This window comes from Pseudomonas sp. GL-R-19, assembly GCF_019956375.1.
Classification (GTDB): Bacteria; Pseudomonadota; Gammaproteobacteria; order Pseudomonadales; family Pseudomonadaceae; genus Aquipseudomonas.
Genome location: NZ_JAHBDJ010000042.1, coordinates 1 through 21,011 on the forward strand (window position 1 = coordinate 1; position 21,011 = coordinate 21,011).

Annotated in this window: 15 protein-coding genes; 10 read left to right on the forward strand and 5 right to left on the reverse strand. The window is 60.8% G+C overall.

Annotation, left to right across the window (positions count from 1 at the left end; all coding sequences use genetic code 11):
• Nucleotides 1–269: hypothetical protein (locus tag KGA83_RS20510; RefSeq protein ID WP_223530696.1), on the forward strand; the 269-nt coding region annotated here is incomplete at its 5' end.
• 99 nt (nt 270–368) lie between these two features.
• Nucleotides 369–2,708: an acylase gene (locus KGA83_RS20515; protein WP_223530698.1), complete on the forward strand. Its 2,340-nt coding sequence runs from the start codon at nt 369–371 to the stop codon at nt 2,706–2,708.
• Nucleotides 2,709–2,764: 56 nt separating this feature from the next.
• Here KGA83_RS20515 and KGA83_RS20520 read toward each other — a convergent pair whose 3' ends face one another.
• Both KGA83_RS20520 and KGA83_RS20525 read right to left on the reverse strand, forming a co-directional pair.
• Complete coding sequence (locus tag KGA83_RS20520) at nt 2,765–3,766, reverse strand: FecR family protein (RefSeq protein WP_223530699.1); 1,002 nt, start codon at nt 3,764–3,766, stop codon at nt 2,765–2,767.
• Between the two features lie 216 nt (nt 3,767–3,982).
• The gene (locus KGA83_RS20525) at nt 3,983–8,815 is read right to left on the reverse strand and encodes a dermonecrotic toxin domain-containing protein (RefSeq protein WP_223530701.1); all 4,833 of its coding nucleotides are present in this window, start codon (nt 8,813–8,815) and stop codon (nt 3,983–3,985) included.
• 234 nt (nt 8,816–9,049) lie between these two features.
• Between KGA83_RS20525 and KGA83_RS20530 the strand changes: the two genes are divergently transcribed.
• Together KGA83_RS20530 and KGA83_RS20535 are read left to right on the forward strand one after the other, a co-directional pair.
• Nucleotides 9,050–10,090: an Ldh family oxidoreductase gene (locus KGA83_RS20530; protein WP_223530703.1), complete on the forward strand. Its 1,041-nt coding sequence runs from the start codon at nt 9,050–9,052 to the stop codon at nt 10,088–10,090.
• Nucleotides 10,091–10,324: 234 nt separating this feature from the next.
• Nucleotides 10,325–10,576, forward strand: a complete 252-nt coding sequence (locus KGA83_RS20535; protein WP_007983592.1) for a hypothetical protein — start codon at nt 10,325–10,327, stop codon at nt 10,574–10,576.
• 72 nt (nt 10,577–10,648) lie between these two features.
• On the opposite strand, the gene KGA83_RS20540 is transcribed toward KGA83_RS20535, so the two are convergent.
• Nucleotides 10,649–11,584 (reverse strand): LysR family transcriptional regulator, encoded by a 936-nt coding sequence (locus KGA83_RS20540; RefSeq protein WP_108217474.1) that lies wholly within the window; start codon nt 11,582–11,584, stop codon nt 10,649–10,651.
• A gap of 84 nt (nt 11,585–11,668) precedes the next feature.
• Between KGA83_RS20540 and KGA83_RS20545 the strand changes: the two genes are divergently transcribed.
• The 6 genes from KGA83_RS20545 (at nt 11,669) to KGA83_RS20570 (ending at nt 18,547) form a co-directional block, all read left to right on the forward strand.
• On the forward strand, nt 11,669–12,592 hold the full coding sequence (locus KGA83_RS20545) for a carbon-nitrogen hydrolase family protein (RefSeq protein ID WP_223530704.1): 924 nt from the start codon (nt 11,669–11,671) through the stop codon (nt 12,590–12,592).
• A 136-nt stretch (nt 12,593–12,728) separates the two neighbouring features.
• The gene (locus KGA83_RS20550) at nt 12,729–14,393 is read left to right on the forward strand and encodes an AMP-binding protein (RefSeq protein WP_223530706.1); all 1,665 of its coding nucleotides are present in this window, start codon (nt 12,729–12,731) and stop codon (nt 14,391–14,393) included.
• 16 nt (nt 14,394–14,409) lie between these two features.
• Nucleotides 14,410–15,171 (forward strand): SDR family NAD(P)-dependent oxidoreductase, encoded by a 762-nt coding sequence (locus KGA83_RS20555; protein ID WP_115948174.1) that lies wholly within the window; start codon nt 14,410–14,412, stop codon nt 15,169–15,171.
• Between the two features lie 12 nt (nt 15,172–15,183).
• Nucleotides 15,184–16,377 (forward strand): acetyl-CoA C-acyltransferase, encoded by a 1,194-nt coding sequence (locus tag KGA83_RS20560; protein ID WP_223530707.1) that lies wholly within the window; start codon nt 15,184–15,186, stop codon nt 16,375–16,377.
• A gap of 143 nt (nt 16,378–16,520) precedes the next feature.
• Nucleotides 16,521–17,648 carry an acyl-CoA dehydrogenase gene (locus KGA83_RS20565; protein ID WP_108217479.1) on the forward strand — a complete coding sequence of 376 codons (1,128 nt, stop codon included), beginning with the start codon at nt 16,521–16,523 and terminating at the stop codon, nt 17,646–17,648.
• A 125-nt stretch (nt 17,649–17,773) separates the two neighbouring features.
• The gene (locus KGA83_RS20570) at nt 17,774–18,547 is read left to right on the forward strand and encodes an enoyl-CoA hydratase (RefSeq protein ID WP_057714717.1); all 774 of its coding nucleotides are present in this window, start codon (nt 17,774–17,776) and stop codon (nt 18,545–18,547) included.
• Nucleotides 18,548–18,739: 192 nt separating this feature from the next.
• Here KGA83_RS20570 and KGA83_RS20580 read toward each other — a convergent pair whose 3' ends face one another.
• Both KGA83_RS20580 and KGA83_RS20585 read right to left on the reverse strand, forming a co-directional pair.
• A complete protein-coding gene (locus KGA83_RS20580) occupies nt 18,740–19,891 on the reverse strand; it encodes an acyl-CoA dehydrogenase family protein (protein WP_108217480.1) in 1,152 nt (383 codons plus the stop codon).
• Nucleotides 19,892–19,894: 3 nt separating this feature from the next.
• The gene (locus tag KGA83_RS20585; RefSeq protein ID WP_108217481.1) at nt 19,895–21,001 is read right to left on the reverse strand and encodes an enoyl-CoA hydratase/isomerase family protein; all 1,107 of its coding nucleotides are present in this window, start codon (nt 20,999–21,001) and stop codon (nt 19,895–19,897) included.
• Between the last annotated feature and the right edge of the window lie 10 nt (nt 21,002–21,011).

The window sequence follows — 21,011 nt, forward strand, 5'->3', positions numbered from 1 at the left end:
GCGAAAAGCCGCAGCCGACAGTTACGCGCCTTGGAACACAAGGCGCGCAAGCTGGGCATGCAGTTGGTGATGGCTGGATAATTTTTAGAGCAAAAACAATGGGTTATTTTTTGTTTGATAAGAGCTGCCGAAGGCTGCGATCTTTTGATCTTGATCTTCAGCAATCTCCAGATCGCAAAAGCAAGATCAAAAGATCGTCCGAACGCGGCCCGAGCCTTCGGCAGCTCCTACCGATATTTCGTTATATGTGTTCCCCCGGGATTGCGTGAAGAACCTAAATTTTTGATGTGAGCTTCGTCCCTACAGGGAGGCACGGTGCGCGTGGGTATGCGTAGCTGTAGCCATCGTTTTTTCGATCAGGAGCGAGCGTGATTATTTCCAGCCAATTAGCCAGGTTGAGCCTGGCGGGTGTGACTCTGGGGTTGAGCCTGGGGCTGAGCCTTGCGGTGAGCGCGAGCGGTACGCCTGCGCAAGCGAGCGCGGACATCCGCCGCACCAGTTTCGGCGTGCCGCACATCCGCGCCGACAACGAGCGCGGGCTCGGCTATGGCATCGGCTATGCCTACGCCCAGGACAACCTGTGCCTGCTGGCGAACGAGATCACCACGGTGAACGGCGAACGTTCGCGGTATTTCGGACCGGATCAGTTCACCGTTGAGGAGCGTGAGAACCTGGTCAGCGATGTGTTCTTCACCTGGCTGAATACCCCGCAGGCCGTCGCCGGTTTCTGGCAGGCCCAGACCCCGCAAGTGCGTGAGTTGGTCGAAGGTTATGTGGCGGGGTACAACCGCTCGTTGAGCGAACGTCGCGCCCAGGGTTTGCCGCCGCAGTGCCAGGGCGATTGGGTGCGCGATATCACGGCAATGGATCTGGTCAAGCTGACCCGGCGCCTGTTGGTCGAAGGTGGCGTCGGCCAGTTTGCCGAAGCCCTGGCCGGTGCCACGCCACCCAAAGCCGTGGCCCAGGCGGCAAACGCGCAGCCGGCGTTCCAGGTGGCCGCGACGCGCATGCAGCGCTTTGCCCTGGACCGGGGCAGCAACGCCGTCGCGGTCGGCAGCGAGCGTTCTTTCAACGGTCGCGGCATGTTGCTGGCCAATCCGCACTTTCCGTGGGTGGGCGGCATGCGTTTTTATCAGATGCACCTGACCATTCCCGGCAAGCTGGACGTGATGGGCGCTGCATTGCCCGGCCTGCCGGTGATCAACATCGGTTTCAATCAACATCTGGCCTGGACCCACACCGTGGATTCGTCCAGACACTTCACGCTGTACCGCCTGCAACTGGATCCCAAGGATTCGACCCGGTACCTGCTCGACGGCCAGTCCTTGCCGATGGACAGGCAGACCCTGACCGTCAACGTCAGGCAGGCGGACGGGCAGGTCCGGGCGAGTGCCCATGAAGTCTACAGTTCGAAGTTCGGTCCGGTGGTGCAATGGCCGGGAAAACTGGATTGGGATCATCAGTACGCCTTCAGCCTGCGTGACGCCAATCTGGATAACGACCGGGTCCTGCAGCAGTGGTACGCGATGAACCGCGCCGAAAACCTCAAGGACTTCCAGGCCGCGGTGCACAAGATCCAGGGCATCCCGTGGGTCAACACGCTGGCGGCGGACGATCAGGGGCAGACGCTGTACATGAACCTCTCCGTGGTGCCCAACGTCGGTGTCGACAAGCTGGCGCAGTGCAGCGATCCGCGGATCCGCCTGCAGATGATCATCCTTGACGGTTCCAACAGCGCCTGTGCCTGGGACATCGACCCGCAGGCGCCACAACAGGGTATCTATGCGGCGGACAAGTTGCCGCAATTGCTGCGCAAGGATTTTGTCCAACACTCCAACGATTCGGCCTGGATGGCCAACCCGGCGCAACCGCTGACCGGCTATTCGCCGCTGATCAGCCAGGATGGCCAGCCGTTGGGGCTGCGATCACGTTTTGCCCTGGAGCGATTGAGTACGTTGCCCCAGGTCGGGGCGGCGGATTTACAACACATGGTCATGGACGATCAGGTTTATCAGGCGAATCAAGTGATGCCGGACCTGCTGCAGTTCTGTGCGGCGGATCTGGGTGCCGATGCAAAAACGCTGACGCCACTGTGCGTCAGCCTCAAGGCATGGGACCGCAAGGCCAACCTCGACAGTGGTCTGGGTTTTGTGCATTTCCAGAATGTCATGGCGTCTTTGGACCAAGTGCCGGACGTATGGCGCGTGGCGTTCGATCTTCAGGACCCGCAACAGACTCCGCGTGGACTCGCGGTCGATCACCCGGACGTAGCGAAGGCGCTACGGGCAGCGATGCTGGCTTCGGCTGAACAGGTCAAGGCGTCAGGTCTCAAGCCGGACAGCCATTGGGGCGATATCCAGGTGGTCAGCAGCGGCGGGCACCAGACGCCAATCCACGGCGGACCGGGGACGCTGGGCGTCTATAACGCCATCCAGAGCGTGCCGCGCAGCGATGGCAAGCGCGAAGTGGTCAGCGGCACCAGTTACCTGCAAGTGGTGACCTTTGACGAAACCGGACCACAGGCCAAAGGGCTCCTCGCGTTCTCGCTGTCCAGTGACCCGGCCTCGAAGTTTTCACGGGACCAGACGCAGGCCTTTTCCAGGAAGCAATGGAGCGTGCTGCCCTTTACCGAGCAACAGATCCTGTCCGATCCGAACTATCAGGTGCAGACGATTCGTCAGCAGGATGCAAGGGTGACTGCGCAGTAAGGTCGTGGAGCATTGCATGAACGCTGAAGGCCGTACCCGCAAGGGTGGCGGCCTTTTCAGCTTTTCGGGGTTTTTTGCGGAATCGCGTTGACCACCAGATTGCCGTTCTGGTTACGGGTCAGGTAGACCGGCAGGACCCGCGGCAAGGATTTCACCAGGCCGTGGATCTCCTTGATGTTGTAGATCCCGCCGATATGGATCGAGCCGGTGCTGTTGTCAGCGACCATCAACGGTTTGTCCAGGTAGCGATTGATCAAGGGCAGTGCATCGCTCAGTGCCAGATCGTCGAGTACCAGTTTGCCCTGGCGCCAGGCCAGCGAACTGTCATTGTCATAGGTCTGGCTGATGCGGGGAATGAAGTCGCCGTGGCGATAACTGGCCTGCATTGCCGGCTCGAGGCGCAAGCCGTCACCGGGCTGGTCGGCGTTGCTGCTGACCAGTATCGAGCCTTCGATCAGATTGACCTTGACCTGGTCTTCATAGATCCAGACGTTGAATTGGGTACCGGTCACGCGAATCCGGCCTTCGGCGGCCTTGACCACAAACGGGTGACGGGTGTCATGGCTGACACTGAAGAAGGCTTCGCCTTTTTTCAGCGTGACTTGCCGTTGATCCTTGTAGTTGCTGTAGGTCAGCTCGCTGCCCAGGTTCAGTTCCACCTGGCTGCCGTCCTTCAAGGTGACCGTGCGAACATTGTCGGTCGCTTCGAAATGCTGGTACGCGTTCGGAACCCAGCCCAGGTGCCAGCCGCCATAACCGGCCAAAGGCAGTGCCAGTGCGCATATCGCCGCGGCAATACCCAGGCGCCGCCACGGGTTTTCGGGTTGAGTGCGAACCAGCGGCACGGCGGGCTCGGGACGGGGCAGGTCGCCGGCGACATCCCAGATCTCCAGCATCGCTTCGTACTCGAAGGCGTGGAGCGGATGCGCATTACGCCATTGCTCGAACGCCTGGCGCTCTTGCTCGGTGCAGTCATTGGCGTGCAGACGCATACACCAATGCGCAGCGGCATCGGTGATGGCGTCGTATTCGGCTTCCGAGAGCGTGTGGTCGGTCATGGGCCCATCCTGATTTCGTGCATTCTAACCTTGGGGGCAGTCTGCGAGAACATCAGTCATGGCATTTAACCATCAATGTGTATTTTTTTTTCAACGCCTCACCTCTGGAGCACCTGCTGTCGGGGTAGCAGTCTCCACAGGGCGCGTGAAAAAAAGATCAAGACAAACACCACTGTGCAGCGCAGATCTGCAGATCTGCGCGTTATTACGTCGGGATCAGGTTTCAGTGGTCGTGGCGAGCGGCACCGGGTCCAATTGCCGGCCCATTTCGCAGATCAAAAAGGCGATGGAGTCGGCATTGTGCAAAATGACGTCGGTTCGGAACTTCGAATCCTGCCCGTTCAAAAAAGCTTCCCGTGCCTTCTCCATGGTCTTGCTGCCCGTCAGCCGCAGAATGGCCTTGCCGACGTGATAAGAATCCGGAATCGAATCCAGGCTGATCCACGCTCGCAGCCCACTGTTCCAGCGTGCGAACAATTCTTCCTTGGGTGTTTCCATCGACAAGGCTACTCGCTGGAAGTCCAGCTGGGACTGTTTCATTTCTGCGCCATAGGCGGTGATCGATGCCACCAGATCGCTGAACGGACGCCTGGCCTCAAGGTATGCAATGTCCACAGCCCCGGAAAACAAATGAGCGAACTCATGTATCAGCGTCGCGGCCTGGCTGTGGCCGTCGACGTCGAAGGGTTGTGTCAGACTGGATTTGTACCAGTCCAGTTGTTGATCGAAGAATCTTTCCGTGAAATGCACATGGCGCTGTTGATCCTTGTCCAGGACAAACGCGACGAGGCTGTCCTTCGGGTCCCGGTTTGAACCCACGATAAAACGTCGCGAGTTCATCCAGTCTTCATCGGGGTCGACCAGCGCGTTACAGATGGGAACGATAGCCTGTTTGATTTTGTCGATCAGCGCGTTGTCGACCTGCCCGACATCAAAGAACTGTTTGAGGAAGGTATCAAGCCGTGTGCCCGGGACGAGTTTGCGCAGTTGCACCAGGTTGTGCAGGCTGTTGAACGCGTAATAGCGAGCCATGTCGATGGCCTGCACGATCATGCGGGCTTTTTCGGGATGTTTCGCGTGGATTTCCTCCATCCCCCGGGCCTCGATGTTCAGCACCTGCCTGGCAACATAGGCGCTGGCAAACTGATTGTGCATTTTCGAGAGGGCTTTGCCGAAGTGGACGGTGTGGGTGTCCGGGTCGATCACCAGTTGCTTGTCAGGCGTCATCAGTAACACGGGGCCTTCGCCCTCGCCTTTGACCATTCGCCACACCGCTCCGGTCTTGTTCACGCCGTACACCTTGCCGGCAATGGCGGCGAATGTTCTCTTGCTGGCCGCTTCGAGATAGGTGCCGTCAGTGCGGTTTTTCGTCAGGTTCTTCAGTTCGACGGTGGTTTCGAACGGTTGCAGTCGTGTACGCAACGGTGATGTCGAACGGACCTGCGACCAGGCTTGCGCAATCACGGGAGTGGCAACCGGTTGAGCGATGGCTTCACCGGTTGTCTGGGCGCTGTCGGCCCATCCTTCAAGCGATAAACGGCCCAACGTCACGATCTGCACCGCACCGGCAATAAACTCCAGCAATGCAGTTTTCCAGTGATGGTCCTGCAGCGCTTCGGCCGAGTTTCGCGCGTCCTTGTAGGCATTCCAGAGAAACTGGAGATACGCGAGTTTGCCCGGTAACAGCCCCGAGAAGAGATTAATTGCGGAGCTGAACAAGTGTTTGACAGCCTCCCAGTCCGACTGGCCTGAAACATGCGACTGGCTGCCGAGCAATCGTGTCAGCAGTTGGGTGTTGTCATGGAAAAAACGGCTGAGTACGTTGCCGCCGATGGGGTTGGACGCAAGAGTCATTTCGCTCAACTGGCCAATAGTGGATTCGAACAGGTTGCGAAACACTGTCTGCTCACTTTCTGGCAGGCGACGTATCAACATTTCCTGCAAGAGTCCCGGCGTATTGAACGCCGAGACCATGCTGGCCTCATTTTCAAACTCTACAAACGGTGAGCCTGCGGGATGGTAGGGGGCATAGAGAATTTGTGGGCCTGCGTTGCCACCGCCAGGGCCGATCAGGTAAAGGCCTAGCGCCTTGACGGCGGCGGCGCCGGTTGTCTTGATCAGTTCCAGTGGCCGGACAATCGCATGTGCCCCCTCAACGGTAGTCCGGGCGATGGCGTCCGGCATGTCCAGTACCTGGCGAAGCAAATCGAAAGCACTACCGGACAGCCGTTGCCGCAGCTTGAGTTCATGGGCGTGTTGCAGCAGTTGCCAGGGCAGTTGCTTGACGAAACGCAGCATTCGGTTTTCGACGTCAGCTGCTTGATTCGACAAGTTGTCGGTGACCTGTCTGGCGTAGTTTTGCGCGATGTTCAATGACAGCAACAATTGACGGACAGCCGCCTGATCCAGCTCGACGGGCAGGGCTTGAAGGGTTGCCGAGCTGACTTTGAACCCGGTGCCCTGTGCGATGTTGACATGGTTCAGGGCGAACTCGGTAAGGCTCCTTGCGGGGCCGACCAAGGCCAGGTCGGGGGTGATCTCGATGTTGTCGGGGTCCAGCGTTTGCGCAGGGAAGCGGCTGCCGAGCAATGACGTCAACGTCTCATGCACATACGACTTGAGGGGTTTGATCCCGTGTAAATAGTCTTTGTCCTCATCAACGCTGTTGCGGTATTGCTCCAGCCATTCAAGGTGCTGACGCTGGTCTTCCAGCGGAGCCATTCCAAGCCAGGCGGGCAGGGACTGCTGCCAACTGATCGCACGGGCTATCGTGGTGGCTCTTGGCAGGTTGGCGTTGAAGGCGGTTGTGGTCAGGGTTTTCAGGGCTTTTTTCTGCTTCGTTTCGCTCAGACCGAAGCTGCGTACGTGTTCGCAGCGAGCCAGAAAGTGTTCGATGGACGATTGCGCGACCCGCTCCAATACAGATCCTTCAATCAGCCGCAGCGGTCCCAGTGAGTAGCGTTGGTGAAAGACGCGCTGGGCCGGGGTGAGGTTGTCCAGCAGCGCCAGGCGTTGTCGTGGGTCAAGCAGGCGGCGGTTCAGCTCCAGCCGTGCACGACTGATGGTGTCAAAGACTTCCAGGCCCTCGGCGGGTGTCCACAGGACCGTCCGGCCGGAATGCGAGGCGTCGAGCCCGCCACGCTCGGTCAAGAGCAAGCAATGGGCCAGGGGCAGGACGTCGCTCTGAGCGGAGCACTCCAGCGTCAATGAATAGGCATCGGGCCGGAAGCCCTTGAGTGACAGACGGCTCTGCCGGTCTGCCTGATCCGCGTTGAATACCGTTTCGACAATGGCCCGGTCTGCATCCCGTAGTGTCGCGCTGAGCCTGCGCAGACTGGCCTCGCCCCGGATGCCGACGGAAAGCGCATGGGCCAGGCGGGGTTTCATGTTTTCCAGATAAACCCGTTGCAAGGCCAGCAAAGCGAGCGGTTGCGCCGCAAAATCTGCGTTGATCAGTGTTTCGATGTCACTGAAAGTCTTGGCGAAAGCTGCCGCGGTATCCGCCAGCACCGCGCAAGGATGCTGATCGCCGGTTAACACGGGCCGTGTGCTCCAGCGTCCGTCGGTCTCCAGTGTCAGCAGCCGTTCGCTGATCATCGAGCGGATATCCAATGCCTTGTCGAACAGGGCGTGGATGTTCACGCTGCCGTCACTGTGACGGAACACCTGCAGGGCATATTCCATGTTCTGCAGTTGCTTGGTGACGATCGCGTCGAAGAGCTTGTGGAAGATCGCGCCGGAAATCACTTCCCCGGTCACATTCGGCCGGTCAAAACCGATGAAACGCTGGCGTTCGTCCAGGCTCAGCAGGCCATAGAGCTCATCCTCGTGACCGGCTGCGCTGAATTTGCTGAGCAGGGTGTCGCGCAAATCCTGATAGTCCTTGAGCACCTGCAGACCTTGGGTGGGCGTATACAGGAACGCACTGCCGGCGTTGACCATCAGTGAGCCGGCCAACTCGACATAGTTGGCCCGGTGCTCCCACAGGCGTACGGTTTCGACCGTCATTGATTGGTTCGCCCGGCTAGCCGTCGAGACCAGCGCATGCAAATCCTGGCTTTGCTCCGGGGTGATGACCCCGGCTTCGCGCTTGAGCAGCAGTTGCACTTGCGCCTGATCGGCGATGGCCCGGCCGAAGAATGCGCGACGCGATGCGCCATCGACACTCGCCGCAGCCCAGAAACCTTCGAGCTGCCTGACCAGCAGGCTGACGAGTTTGCGCGAGATCGTGGTGACGGCGGCTTCCCAGAGTGGCTGGTCGGCTTTTGCCGAGGTTTTTTTCGGATGGGAAAATTCATGGGACTGTCCGGACGGCCAACGCTGATGGCGATAGTGCAGGAGTACCGCTTCACTCAGGGACAGGGAGTTGACCCAGCGTCGCGTCGGATGGCTTTCTCCAGCGCTTTCTTGCGTTGTTGCCAGGTAGAAATTCACTTGGGTCTGGCTCTGGTCCAGGCCGGGAAAAGCTCTAGCCAGCTGTTCACTGAGCAATGCCTCGAGCAGCGATGTCAGGGACGGCAGTGCTTTGAGCTCATCGAGCAGGGCCTGGTCATTGAGTTGCTGATGGCTGGAGAGGGTGTTGCGTTGGTCCTCGAACACGTCGCCTTCGATGGTTTGAAAGTCCAGCTCGATGGTCACGGCTTCCACCACCGCCCTGCGTTGAGAGAGCGCCATGAAGGCCAGCAGCTTATCGTCTTCGTCGGCCGCTTTGAGTTGTTTCACCAGCTGTTCGGTCAGGGCCGAACGGTCAGTGAACTTCTGTATCCCGGCGTACGGGGTGTAGAGAATCACGCCGTTGTCATCGGGTGTCGCGGTCAGCAAAAAACTGCCGGCCAGCGCCAAATGTTCCGGTCCCGGTATTTTCAGCAGGATTCTTTTCGCCAACATGGGCGGCGTTTGCTTATCGCGCAGTGCCTGGCTGGCCAGTTCGATATGGCTGAACCATTCGAAATCCTTTTGCGTCAGCCCGTGGGTTTTGCCCAGTTCTCTCCAGAGGCCGGGCAACGACAGTGCCTCGGGGAAAAACAGCGGAGTTACAGGTGTAGGCATCGTCGAGTCTCGTTCAAGGCGCCATTCAAGGGCGCCTGTGGATTGAGTTTCGAGACTAAAAGCCGGCGGGATGATGCAGGCGGTAAATAGATAGCGCACGGACCGTGGGCATTCGTGACACGGATATACCTCACCGACCCTGAGCGAAAGGTTGACAGGTCGCTCGCCGCGCGTTGTTAATCGGCGGGTCTTTGTACGCTGTTGTTCCCTCCAATAATCAGTCTGGAGCTTCAGATGTCTGCGCCACACGATCACGCATCTACTGCGATCTCGTCACACCTGTCATTCGAAGCGCTGAGCGCTTTGCTCGAGAAGATTTTTCTGCGTCACGGCACGTCGGCCGACGTTGCCCGGGTGCTTGCGCAAAACTGCGCCAGTGCCGAGCGCGACGGCGCGCACAGTCACGGGGTATTCCGGATTCCGGGTTATGTTTCGACGCTGCAAAGCGGCTGGGTCAATGGCCAGGCCGTTCCGGTGGTCGAAGATGTGGCTTCAGGGTTTGTGCGGGTCGATGCCGCTAACGGTTTTGCGCAACCGGCCCTGGCGGCGGCACGCGAGTTGCTGGTACAGAAAGCCCGGAGTGCCGGCATCGCGGTGCTGGCAATCCGTAACTCGCACCATTTCGCTGCCTTGTGGCCGGATGTCGAGCCCTTCGCCGAAGAAGGCCTCGTGGCCTTGAGCGTGGTCAATAGCATGACCTGCGTGGTGCCCCACGGCGCCGACCGGCCGCTGTTCGGTACCAACCCGATTGCCTTCGCTGCGCCGCGGGCCGATGGCGCGCCGATTGTCTTCGATCTGGCCACCAGTGCCATTGCCCATGGCGATGTGCAGATTGCCGCACGCGAGGGCAAACGCTTGCCGGCAGGGATGGGCGTGGACAGCCTCGGCCAGCCGACCACAGACCCGAAAGCGATTCTTGAGGGCGGTGCGTTGCTGCCTTTTGGCGGGCACAAGGGCTCGGCATTGTCGATGATGGTCGAGTTGCTCGCGGCGGCACTGACCGGCGGCAACTTTTCCTTCGAATTCGACTGGAACAACCATCCCGGCGCCAAGACGCCCTGGACTGGCCAATTGCTTATCGTGATCGACCCGAGCAAAGCGGTGGGGCAAAGCTTTGCCCAGCGCAGCCAGGAACTGGTGCGGCAAATGCACGGTGTCGGCTTGAAGCGTTTGCCCGGTGACCGGCGTCACCATCAACGCGCCAAATCACAGGTCAATGGCATCGAGCTGGATGCGCAGACACTGGCGAACTTGCGGGAGCTGGCGGGGGAGTGATCCTGTAGGAGCGACGGTGCGGCGATCCGACTTGCTCGCGAAGGCTGCAGTCCAGTCAACATCTCTGCTGAATAGGCTGATGTCATCGCGAGCAAGCTCGCTCCTACAAAGGTCCGGTCGCGTACGCTGGTGGGAGCTATTTTGCCCGGGCAGGCCATCTTGCTGAAAAACCGGCGCAGGACATTTCGTCCTACAGTGTAAGATGTCGCCTATTTTACGCAGCAGGAAATTCCCATGAGCTTCAATCTGGCCGACAAACCCCTCGCCGAGCGCGCTGCGCTTGAAGACGAGAAATCCCGTCTGTTCGAACTCTGGCAAAACAACCTGGGCAAAGCCAAGGGCGAGGCCGCACGGTTGTTCGGCGAGCGGGCCAAACGCAAAGGCAAATGGGCCGAATGGGTGCGCGCCGAGCTGGACGGCATGTCGCCACCGGAGTTCGCCAACATGGTGCGCAGTGAAGTCAATCGCCTGATGGCGGCCAAGTAGGAGCTGCCGAAGGCTGCGATCTGTTGATCTTGAGCTTGATCTTGTTGCGCAGCAGTCGCCGAAAAGAAAACATCAAAAGATCGCAGCCTGCGGCAGCTCCTGCGAGAAACCGGCGACAATCGCCTCGCGCACTTTCAACACCACCGGGTCGAGCTGGGTACTGGTGCGCCAGCCCAGCTCGATCGGGTAGCGCGGCAAGGCCAGGGGGCAGGGCAGCAGCGCCAGTCCGCTGAGCGTTGCGATGCTTTGGGCGGCATGGGCCGGAATGGTCGCCACGGCCCGGCTACCTTTGAGCAAATGCGGCAACGCGGCAAAATGCGTGGTCGAGGCGCACACCCTTCGACTCAGCCCCAGCGCCGCCAATCCTTCATCGGTAATCCCGATAAAACCGCCGGACGACACCAGAATGTGTTCGCGGGCCACAAACTCCTCAAGACTGATGCTCTGCTGGCCCTGGACCAGGCTCGACGGGTCCGCCAGGCACATATAGCCACCTTCCCCCAGCACCTGACGGCTGAGCAGCCGCTCGGCAAACCCGCCCGCGGTAATCGCCAGGTCAATGCTGCGCTCCAGCAATGCCTGGGCGACGATCTGGCTGTGGGTCTGGCGAAAAATCAACCGCAGTTTCGGCGCGCTACGGCCTATTTCCTCGATCAGCCGCCGGCCGTAGGCAATTTCGAAATCATCTGACATTCCTACGGTGACCGAGCGGCCTTCGTACTGTTGCGCGGCCGGATCGACCATCGCCAGGCTCTGCCGGCACTTGTTCAAGGCATCACTGACCACCGGTTTGAGCTGATTGGCCTTGAGCGAGGGGGCCAGGCCTCGTCCGGTGCGCACGAACAGCTGATCGCCATACACCGCGCGCAACCGACGCAAGGCCGCGCTGACGGCCGATTGCGTCACGCCCAGGCGCAGGGCGGCACGGCTGGCGCTGGACTCTTCGTGCAGCGCTTCGAAGACTTTGAGCAGGTTGAGGTCGATGTCGGTGATATTCATTTGGCTCATATCATTCAGCAGTGAGTCGGTCTTTATTGATGATCACGTGGCACCGGAGAATGAGCAACACCTGATGCGAATGGAGTTTTCGAGATGCCCAAATCAATCGTTGGGGCCCTGCAAATCGGCGCCTTGCCCGGTGGCAAGGCTGAAACACTGGAACAGATCCTGTCCTATGAAAACGCGATCATCGAATCCGGCGCCGGGTTGGTGGTGATGCCGGAAGCGCTGCTGGGTGGTTATCCCAAAGGCGAGGACTTTGGCACCCAATTGGGCTATCGCCTGCCGGAAGGTCGCGAAGCCTTTGCCCGCTATTTTGCCAATGCCATCGACGTACCCGGCGCGGAAACCGAAGCGCTGGCAGCGCTATCCGCGCGCACTGGGGCCAATCTGGTGATCGGCGTGATCGAGCGCGCCGGCAGCACCTTGTACTGCACCGGGCTGTACTTTGATCCGCAGGCCGGGCTGGTGGCCAAACACCGCAAGCTGATGCCCACCGGCACCGAACGGCTGATCTGGGGCAAGGGTGATGGCTCGACCTTGCCGGTGATCGACAGCCAGGTCGGGCGCGTCGGCGCGCTGGTGTGCTGGGAAAACATGATGCCGCTGCTGCGCACGGCGATGTACGCCAAAGGCGTGGAGGTGTGGTGCGCGCCGACCGTGGACGAACGGGAGATGTGGCAGGTCAGCATGCGCCACATCGCCCATGAGGGGCGCTGTTTCGTGGTCAGCGCCTGTCAGGTCCAGGCATCGCCGCAGGCCCTGGGCCTGGACATCGCCAACTGGCCGGCGGATCGGCCGTTGATCGCCGGCGGCAGCGTGATCATCGGTCCCATGGGCGACATCCTCGCCGGACCGTTGCGTGACAGCGCCGGTCTGCTCACTGCACAAATCGACACAGACGACCTGGTACGCGCCCGTTATGACTTTGACGTGGTTGGCCACTATGCCCGCCCGGATGTGTTCGAGCTGACCGTGGACGAGCGCGTCAAACCCGGGGTGCGCTTCATCGCTTGATGCCCTGCGGGCTTTGGCCAAAACAGTCAGACAACTTGATAACTTTGACCATTGCCCGCCACCCCGCGCAGAGCGAGTATTTCGCTGTTGATTACGGTTCCCCCAACCTAATAAGAAACACAGAGGGATTCTGGCAATGCGCGATTACTTGTCTGCTACTTCTCAGTTCAATTATCAGCACACCGTCGATGCCGCACTTGCAGGCGATCTGACGGCCCTCAACGCCTGTATCGAGTGCTGTGACCGGCATGCCTTGCCGGGGCGCATCGCGCTGTTCTGGGAAGGCCGCGACGGCAGTAGCGCGGCTTTCACCTTCACCGAACTGCAGGACAAGGCCGCGCGTTTGGCCAATTTCCTGCTGGCCCAAGGCGTGAAGAAAGGCGACAAGGTGGCCGGCCTGTTGCCACGCAATATCGAACTGTTGATCACCGTGTTCGCCACCTGGCGCATCGGCGCGGTGTATCAACCGCTGTTTACCGCGTTCGGTCCCAAAGCCATCGAGCACCGCCTGAGCAGCTCTGGCGCCAAAGTGGTGGTCACCGATGCAGTGAACCGGCCGAAACTCGCCGAAGTCGCCGATTGCCCGACCACGGTGACCGTCACCGGCCCCAAAGGGCAGGGCCTGGTCCGCGGCGATTTCAGTTTCTGGGCCGAACTGGCCAACTATTGCGCCGACTGCGAGCCGGTGCTGCTGACCGGGGAAGATCCGTTCCTGCTGATGTTCACCTCGGGCACCACCGGCCCGTCGAAAGCACTGTCGGTGCCGCTCAAGGCCATCGTTGCGTTCCAGAGCTACACCCGCGATGCGGTGGATCTGCGCCCGGAAGACGCGTTCTGGAACGTCGCCGATCCGGGTTGGGCCTACGGCATTTATTTCGGTGTCACGGGCCCCATGTCCATGGGGCATCCGATCACCTTTTACGATGGCCCGTTCACCCTCGAAAGCACCTGCCGGGTGATCAACAAGTACGGGATTACCAACCTCACCGGTTCGCCGACGGCCTACCGTTTGCTGATTGCCGGCGGCGATGAATTTGCCAGATCGATCAAGGGCAAGCTGCGTATCGTCAGCAGCGCCGGCGAGCCGCTGAACCCGGAAGTGATCCGCTGGTTCGCCGACAACCTCGGCGTGGTCATCCACGACCATTACGGCCAGACCGAACTGGGCATGGTGCTGTGCAACCACCACGGCCTGGAACATCCGATCCACATGGGCGCCGCCGGTTTTGCCTCGCCGGGCCACCGTATCGTGGTGCTGGATGACGAATACAAGGAATTGGGCGTTGGCCAGCCGGGCATCCTGGCCATCGACCGCAGCCAATCGCCGATGTGCTGGTTCGCCGGCTACGAAGGCGGGCCGACCAAGGCCTTTGTCGGCAACTATTACCTCAGTGGCGACACCGTCGAGTGGAACCCGGACGGCAGCATCAGCTTCGTCGGTCGCAGCGATGACGTGATCACCACCTCTGGCTACCGGGTCGGTCCGTTCGACGTGGAAAGTGCGCTGATCGAACACCCGGCGGTGGTCGAGGCCGCCGTGGTCGGCAAACCCGACCCGGAGCGCACCGAACTGGTCAAGGCCTTCGTCGTGCTCAGCCCGCAATACCGCGCTGCCCCCGAGTTGGCCGAAGAGCTGCGCCAGCACGTGCGCAAACGTCTGGCGGCGCACTCGTACCCCCGCGAAATCGAATTTGTCAGCGAATTGCCGAAAACCCCAAGCGGCAAATTGCAGCGCTTTATCTTGCGCAACCAGGAAATCGCCAAGGCTCAAGAGGCCGCGGCGAAGAACGTTCCAGCTTGAATCCAGGGAAACAATGATGCAGATCGAGAACAAGATTTTTATCGTCACCGGTGGCGCTTCCGGCCTCGGTGCCGCCACCGCCGAGGTGCTGGTTGCCGCTGGCGCGAAAGTGATGCTGGTGGACATGAACGCCGAAGCCGTTGCCACCCAGGCCCAGCGCCTTGGCGCGCACAGCGTGGTGGCGGACATCAGCAACGAAGCGGCGGCCGAAGCCGCGGTGCAGGCGACGGTCAAGGCCTTTGGCGGCCTCAATGGTCTGGTCAACTGCGCCGGCATCGTGCGTGGCGAGAAGATCCTCGGCAAGAACGGTCCGCATGCGCTGGCCGGTTTCAGCCAGGTGATCAACGTCAACCTGATCGGCAGTTTCAACATGTTGCGCCTTGCGGCAGCGGCGATTGCCGAAACCGAAGCGGATGCCGATGGCGAGCGCGGCGTGATCATCAACACCGCGTCGGCTGCAGCTTACGACGGCCAGATTGGCCAGGCGGCCTACGCGGCGTCCAAGGGCGCGATTGTCAGCCTGACCTTGCCGGCGGCCCGGGAACTGGCGCGTTTCGGCATCCGTGTGATGACGATCGCCCCCGGCATCTTCGAAACGCCGATGATGGCTGGCATGACCCAGGAAGTCCGCGATTCCCTGGCCGCCGGCGTGCCGTTCCCGCCACGCCTGGGCAAACCGGCCGAGTACGCCGGGCTGGTCAGGCATATCATTGAAAACAGCATGCTCAATGGCGAGGTGATCCGTCTCGACGGCGCCTTGCGCATGGCCGCCAAGTAAGGAGGATTTGTCATGACTCTGTCCAACGATCCAATTGTTATCGTCAGCGCCGTCCGCACTCCGATGGGCGGTTTCCAGGGCGAACTGAAAAGTCTGACCGCGCCGCAACTCGGTGCGGCCGCCATCAAGGCCGCCGTCGAACGTGCCGGTGTTGCCAGTGAAAGCGTCGACGAAGTGTTGTTCGGCTGCGTACTGCCGGCCGGCCTTGGTCAGGCGCCTGCACGTCAGGCAGCGCTGGGTGCGGGTCTGGATAAATCGACCCGCTGCACCACCCTGAACAAGATGTGTGGCTCGGGCATGGAAGCAGCGATTCTGGCCCACGACATGCTGGTGGCGGGCAGTGCCGACGTGGTGGTCGCCGGTGGCATGGAAAGCATGTCCAACGCACCCTACCTGCTGGACCGCGCCCGTGCCGGTTACCGCATGGGCCATGGCCGGGTGCAGGACTCGATGTTCCTCGACGGCCTCGAAGACGCCTACGACAAGGGCCGCCTGATGGGCACCTTCGCCGAAGAATGCGCCGAAACCAACAGCTTCAGCCGTGAAGCCCAGGACGCGTTCGCAATCGCCTCGACCACTCGTGCGCAGCAGGCGATCAAGGACGGCAGCTTCAAGGCCGAAATCGTCCCGCTGACCGTGACGGTCGGCAAAGAGCAGGTGGTGATCAGCGATGACGAGCAGCCGCCAAAAGCCAGGCTGGACAAGATCGCTTCGTTGAAGCCGGCGTTCCGCGAGGGCGGTACGGTGACCGCGGCCAACTCCAGTTCAATCTCCGACGGTGCGGCCGCGCTGGTGCTGATGCGCCAGTCCCAGGCACAGAAACAAGGGCTGAAACCGTTGGCGGTGATTCATGGTCACGCGGCGTTTGCCGATACGCCGGGCCTGTTCCCGGTGGCACCGATTGGTGCGATCAAGAAGTTGATGAAGAAAACCGGCTGGTCGCTCAATGACGTCGATCTGGTGGAAGTCAACGAAGCCTTCGCCGTGGTCGGCATGGCCGCGATGACTCATCTGGAAATTCCTCACGAGAAACTCAACGTGCACGGTGGCGCTTGCGCCCTCGGTCACCCGATCGGCGCGTCCGGTGCGCGGATTATCGTGACCTTGCTTTCGGCCCTGCGCCAGAAAGGCTTGAAGCGTGGCGTCGCGGCGATTTGCATCGGCGGCGGTGAAGCGACGGCCATGGCCGTGGAATGCCTCTACTGAGGCTTTCGCAGTCCCTGTAGGAGCGAGCTTGCTCGCGATGGACGTTAACGATGACGCGGGGCGCCTGGATGAACGCGGTGCCCTGACGTTCTTCGCGAGCAAGCTCGCTCCTACAGGGGGCAATTAAACTTCAAGGATTCACCATGATCCCCAATGACGACCAAACACAAATCCGCGACATGGCCCGGGACTTTGCCCAGGAACGGCTGAAACCGTTCGCCGCCGAATGGGATCGCGAGCACCGCTTTCCCAAGGAAGCCATCGGCGAGATGGCCGGGCTGGGCTTCTTCGGCATGCTGGTGCCGGAGCAGTGGGGCGGATGCGACACCGGTTACCTGGCCTACGCCATGGCCCTGGAAGAAATCGCCGCCGGTGATGGTGCCTGCTCGACCATCATGAGCGTGCACAACTCCGTGGGTTGTGTGCCGATCCTCAAGTACGGCAACGACGATCAGAAGGAGCGCTTCCTCAAACCACTGGCCAGCGGTGCGATGCTCGGCGCCTTTGCCCTGACCGAACCCCAGGCCGGTTCCGACGCCAGCGGCCTGAAAACCCGTGCGCGCCTGGAAGGCGATCATTACGTGCTCAACGGCTGCAAGCAGTTCATCACGTCCGGGCAGAATGCCGGGGTGGTGATCGTGTTTGCGGTGACCGATCCGAGTGCCGGCAAACGCGGCATCAGCGCCTTTATCGTGCCGACCGATTCACCGGGCTACACCGTCGCGCGGGTCGAGGACAAGCTCGGCCAGCATGCGTCCGACACCTGCCAGATCCTCTTCGAAGACGTGAAGGTGCCGGTGGCCAACCGTTTGGGCGAGGAGGGCGAAGGCTACAGGATTGCCCTGGCCAACCTTGAAGGCGGTCGCGTCGGTATCGCTTCGCAATCGGTGGGCATGGCCCGCGCTGCGTTCGAAGCGGCTCGCGACTACGCCCGTGAGCGTGAGAGTTTCGGCAAGCCGATCATCGAGCACCAGGCCGTGGCCTTCCGTCTGGCGGACATGGCGACCCAGATCGCCGTGGCGCGGCAAATGGTGCACTACGCCGCCGCCCTGCGTGACAGCGGCCAGCCGGCCCTGGTCGAAGCGTCTATGGCCAAACTGTTCGCCTCGGAAATGGCCGAAAAGGTATGCTCATCGGCGCTGCAAACCCTCGGCGGTTATGGTTACCTCAACGACTTCCCGCTGGAACGGATCTACCGCGACGTGCGGGTCTGCCAGATCTACGAAGGCACCAGCGATATTCAGCGCATGGTCATTTCGCGCAACCTTTGAAAAGGAGACCTCTGTAGGAGCTGCCGCAGGCTGCGATCTTTTGATCTTGAAAATCAAAGTCAAAAGATCGCAGCCTGCGCCAGCTCCTACAAGGGATCTGGCCTTATGTAAAACAGGAGTTGTTTATGAGCTACGAAACGATTTTGCTGGAAACCCACGGTCGCGTTGGCCTGATCACCCTCAACCGTCCGCAAGCGCTGAACGCGTTGAACGCGCAGATCGTCAGCGAACTGAACCAGGCCCTCGATGGCTTCGAGGCTGACTCGAACATCGGCTGCATCGTCCTGACCGGTTCGAAAAAAGCCTTTGCTGCCGGTGCCGACATCAAGGAAATGGCTGAGCTGACCTATCCGCAGATCTACATCGACGACCTGTTCAGCGACAGCGATCGCGTGGCCAACCGCCGCAAGCCGATCATCGCGGCGGTCAACGGTTTCGCCCTGGGTGGCGGCTGTGAACTAGCACTGATGTGCGACTTCATCCTGGCTGGCGACAACGCCCGATTTGGCCAGCCGGAAATCAACCTCGGCGTGCTACCGGGCATGGGCGGCACCCAGCGCCTGACCCGCGCCGTGGGCAAGGCCAAGGCCATGGAAATGTGCCTGAGCGGTCGTCTGATCGATGCCGTGGAAGCGGAGCGTTGCGGCATCGTGGCGCGTATCGTGCCGAGCGATGAGCTGCTGGACGAGGCGCTGAAAGTCGCGGCATTGATCGCCAAAAAATCGTTGCCGATTGCGATGATGGTCAAGGAAAGCGTCAACCGTGCCTTTGAAGTGAGCCTGGCCGAAGGCGTGCGTTTTGAGCGTCGAGTGTTCCATGCGGCATTTGCGACGCAGGATCAGAAGGAAGGGATGGCGGCGTTTATTGCCAAGCGCGAGGCTGAGTTCCAGGGTAAGTGATGTAGTGTTCTTGCGAGCCTCATCGCGAGCAGGTCGGACCGCCGCACCGTCGCTCCCACATTGGACCTCAGTGTTTATGAGATCCCTTGTAGGAGCGAGCCTGCTCGCGAAAAACCTGAGGGCACCGGGGCGATTCAGGTACCCCGCGTCATCGTTGACCTCCATCGCGAGCGAGCTCGCTCCTACAAGGCTTCACACCAGGTAGTTCTTCAGTTCCCGTGCAATCACCATCCGCTGAATCTCGCTCGACCCTTCATAAATCTGCGTGATCCGCGCATCCCGGTAGTACTTCTCCACCGGATAATCTTCCAGGTACCCGTAACCGCCATGAATCTGAATGGCGGACGAGCAGACCTTTTCCGCCATTTCCGACGCAAACAGCTTGGCTTGTGAGGCCTCCGACAGGCAGGGTTTGCCGGCCGTGCGCAGGCGCGCGGCGTGCAGGATCATCAGTCGCGCCGCGTTGAGTTGCATGTGCATGTCGGCCAGCAAATTGGCGATGCTCTGGTGTTCATTGATCGTCTTGCCAAACTGCACCCGATCACGGGAGTAGGCCAGTGCCGCTTCAAACGCCGCGCGAGCGATGCCGAGTGCTTGAGCTGCGATGCCGATGCGGCCGCCTTCGAGGTTGGACAAGGCGATGGCCAGGCCCTTGCCGCGTTCTCCCAGTAGATTGGCCTCGGGGATGGTGCAGTCGTTCAGAGTGACCGCGCAGGTGTCGGAGGCGCGGATGCCCATCTTGTGTTCGGTGCGATCGACGATAAAGCCGGCGGTATCGGTCGGTACCAGGAACGCCGAGATGCCACGCTTGCCCAAATCCGGATCGGTCACGGCAAACACAATCGCCAGCTTGGCACGCTTGCCGTTGCTGACGAATTGCTTGGCGCCGTTGATCACCCACTGGCCGTCGCGCAGTTCGGCGCGGGTGCGCAGGTTGTGTGCCTCGGAACCGGCCTGGGGTTCGGTCAGGCAGAAGCAGCCGATGACCTTGCCACTGGCCAGGTCCGCCAGCCAGGTCTGTTTCTGTTCTTCGCTGCCATAGTTGAGCACCGGCCCGCAGCCCACGGAGTTGTGGATGCTCATGAAAGCGCCAGTCGCACCATCGCCGGCGGAGATTTCTTCCACGGCCAGGGCGTAGGCGACGTAGTCGACATAGGTGCCGCCCCATTCCTCGGGGACCACCATGCCCAGCAATCCCAGTTCGCCCATCTTGGCCACCAGGCCGTCATCGATCCAGCCGGCCTTTTCCCAGGCCTGGGCATGGGGCGCGATTTCGCCACGGGCAAAATCCCGGGCCATGTCGCGGATCATGACTTGCTCTTCGCTCAATTCGATATCGTGCATGGCTCAGCTCTCGCTCTGGTCAAACCCGCTGAAGAAGCTCGCCACGTGTTCGGCGTCCAGCGCCTCGAGGGTGGGCGGGTTCCAGCGGGGTGTCTTGTCTTTGTCGATCAGCAAGGCGCGTACGCCTTCGATCAGGTCGCCGCGTTCGAACCACTGGCGGTCCAGATGCAGTTCAAGGGCGAAACATTGCTCAAGCGCCAGCTCGCGTCCACGACGGAGCATTTCCAGGGTCACGGCCATGGCCAGCGGCGAGCGGGTTTCCAGCAGGTTGGCGGTGGTAACGGCCCATTCATGGCTGTCGGCGACCGTTACTTGGCGCAGTTTCTCCACAATACTCGGCACATCGGGTTGGGCGAAGAAGTGGTCGATGGCCGGGCGCAAAGTCGCCAGTGGCGCATCAGGCAGCTGCTGCACGGCGAATTTCGCCAACAGGCCCTGCAGGTCCTTGAGCGGCGTGTCGCGCCATTCGAGCTGGTCAAGTTTCTCGTCCAGGGCGCCCAGTTTGTCGCTTTCCAGGTACCAGTCCGCCAGCCCGCAATACAGCGCATCGGCAGCGCGGATTTGTACGCCACTGACGCCGAGGTAAATCCCCAGTTCACCGGGAATGCGCGGCAGGAAGTAGCTGCCGCCGACGTCGGGGAAGTAGCCGATGCCGACTTCCGGCATCGCCAGACGGCTTTTCTCGGTGACCACGCGCAGGTCCGCGCCTTGCACCAGGCCCATGCCGCCGCCGAGGACAAAGCCGTCCATCAGGGCCAGCACCGGTTTGCGGTAGTGGTGGATCGCGAGGTCGAGGGCGTATTCCTCGACGAAGAAATCTTCGTGCAGGGTGTCGCCGCTTTTGAAACTGTCATACAGCGAGCGTATGTCGCCGCCGGCGCAGAAGGCTTTTTCCCCGGCACCGCGCAAGACCACGGCATGCACTTGCGAATCCTGGGCCCAGGCGTCGAGCTGGCGGTGCAGGTTGCGCACCATGTCCAGGGTGAGGGCATTGAGGCCGGTGGGGCGGTTGAGGGTCAGATGACCAATGTGGTTGCGCACTTCGGCCAGCACTTCGTTTTGCATGGCATCCAGGAACTGCGCCCCCTTCGATGAAATCTGAGCAGTCATCACTAACTCC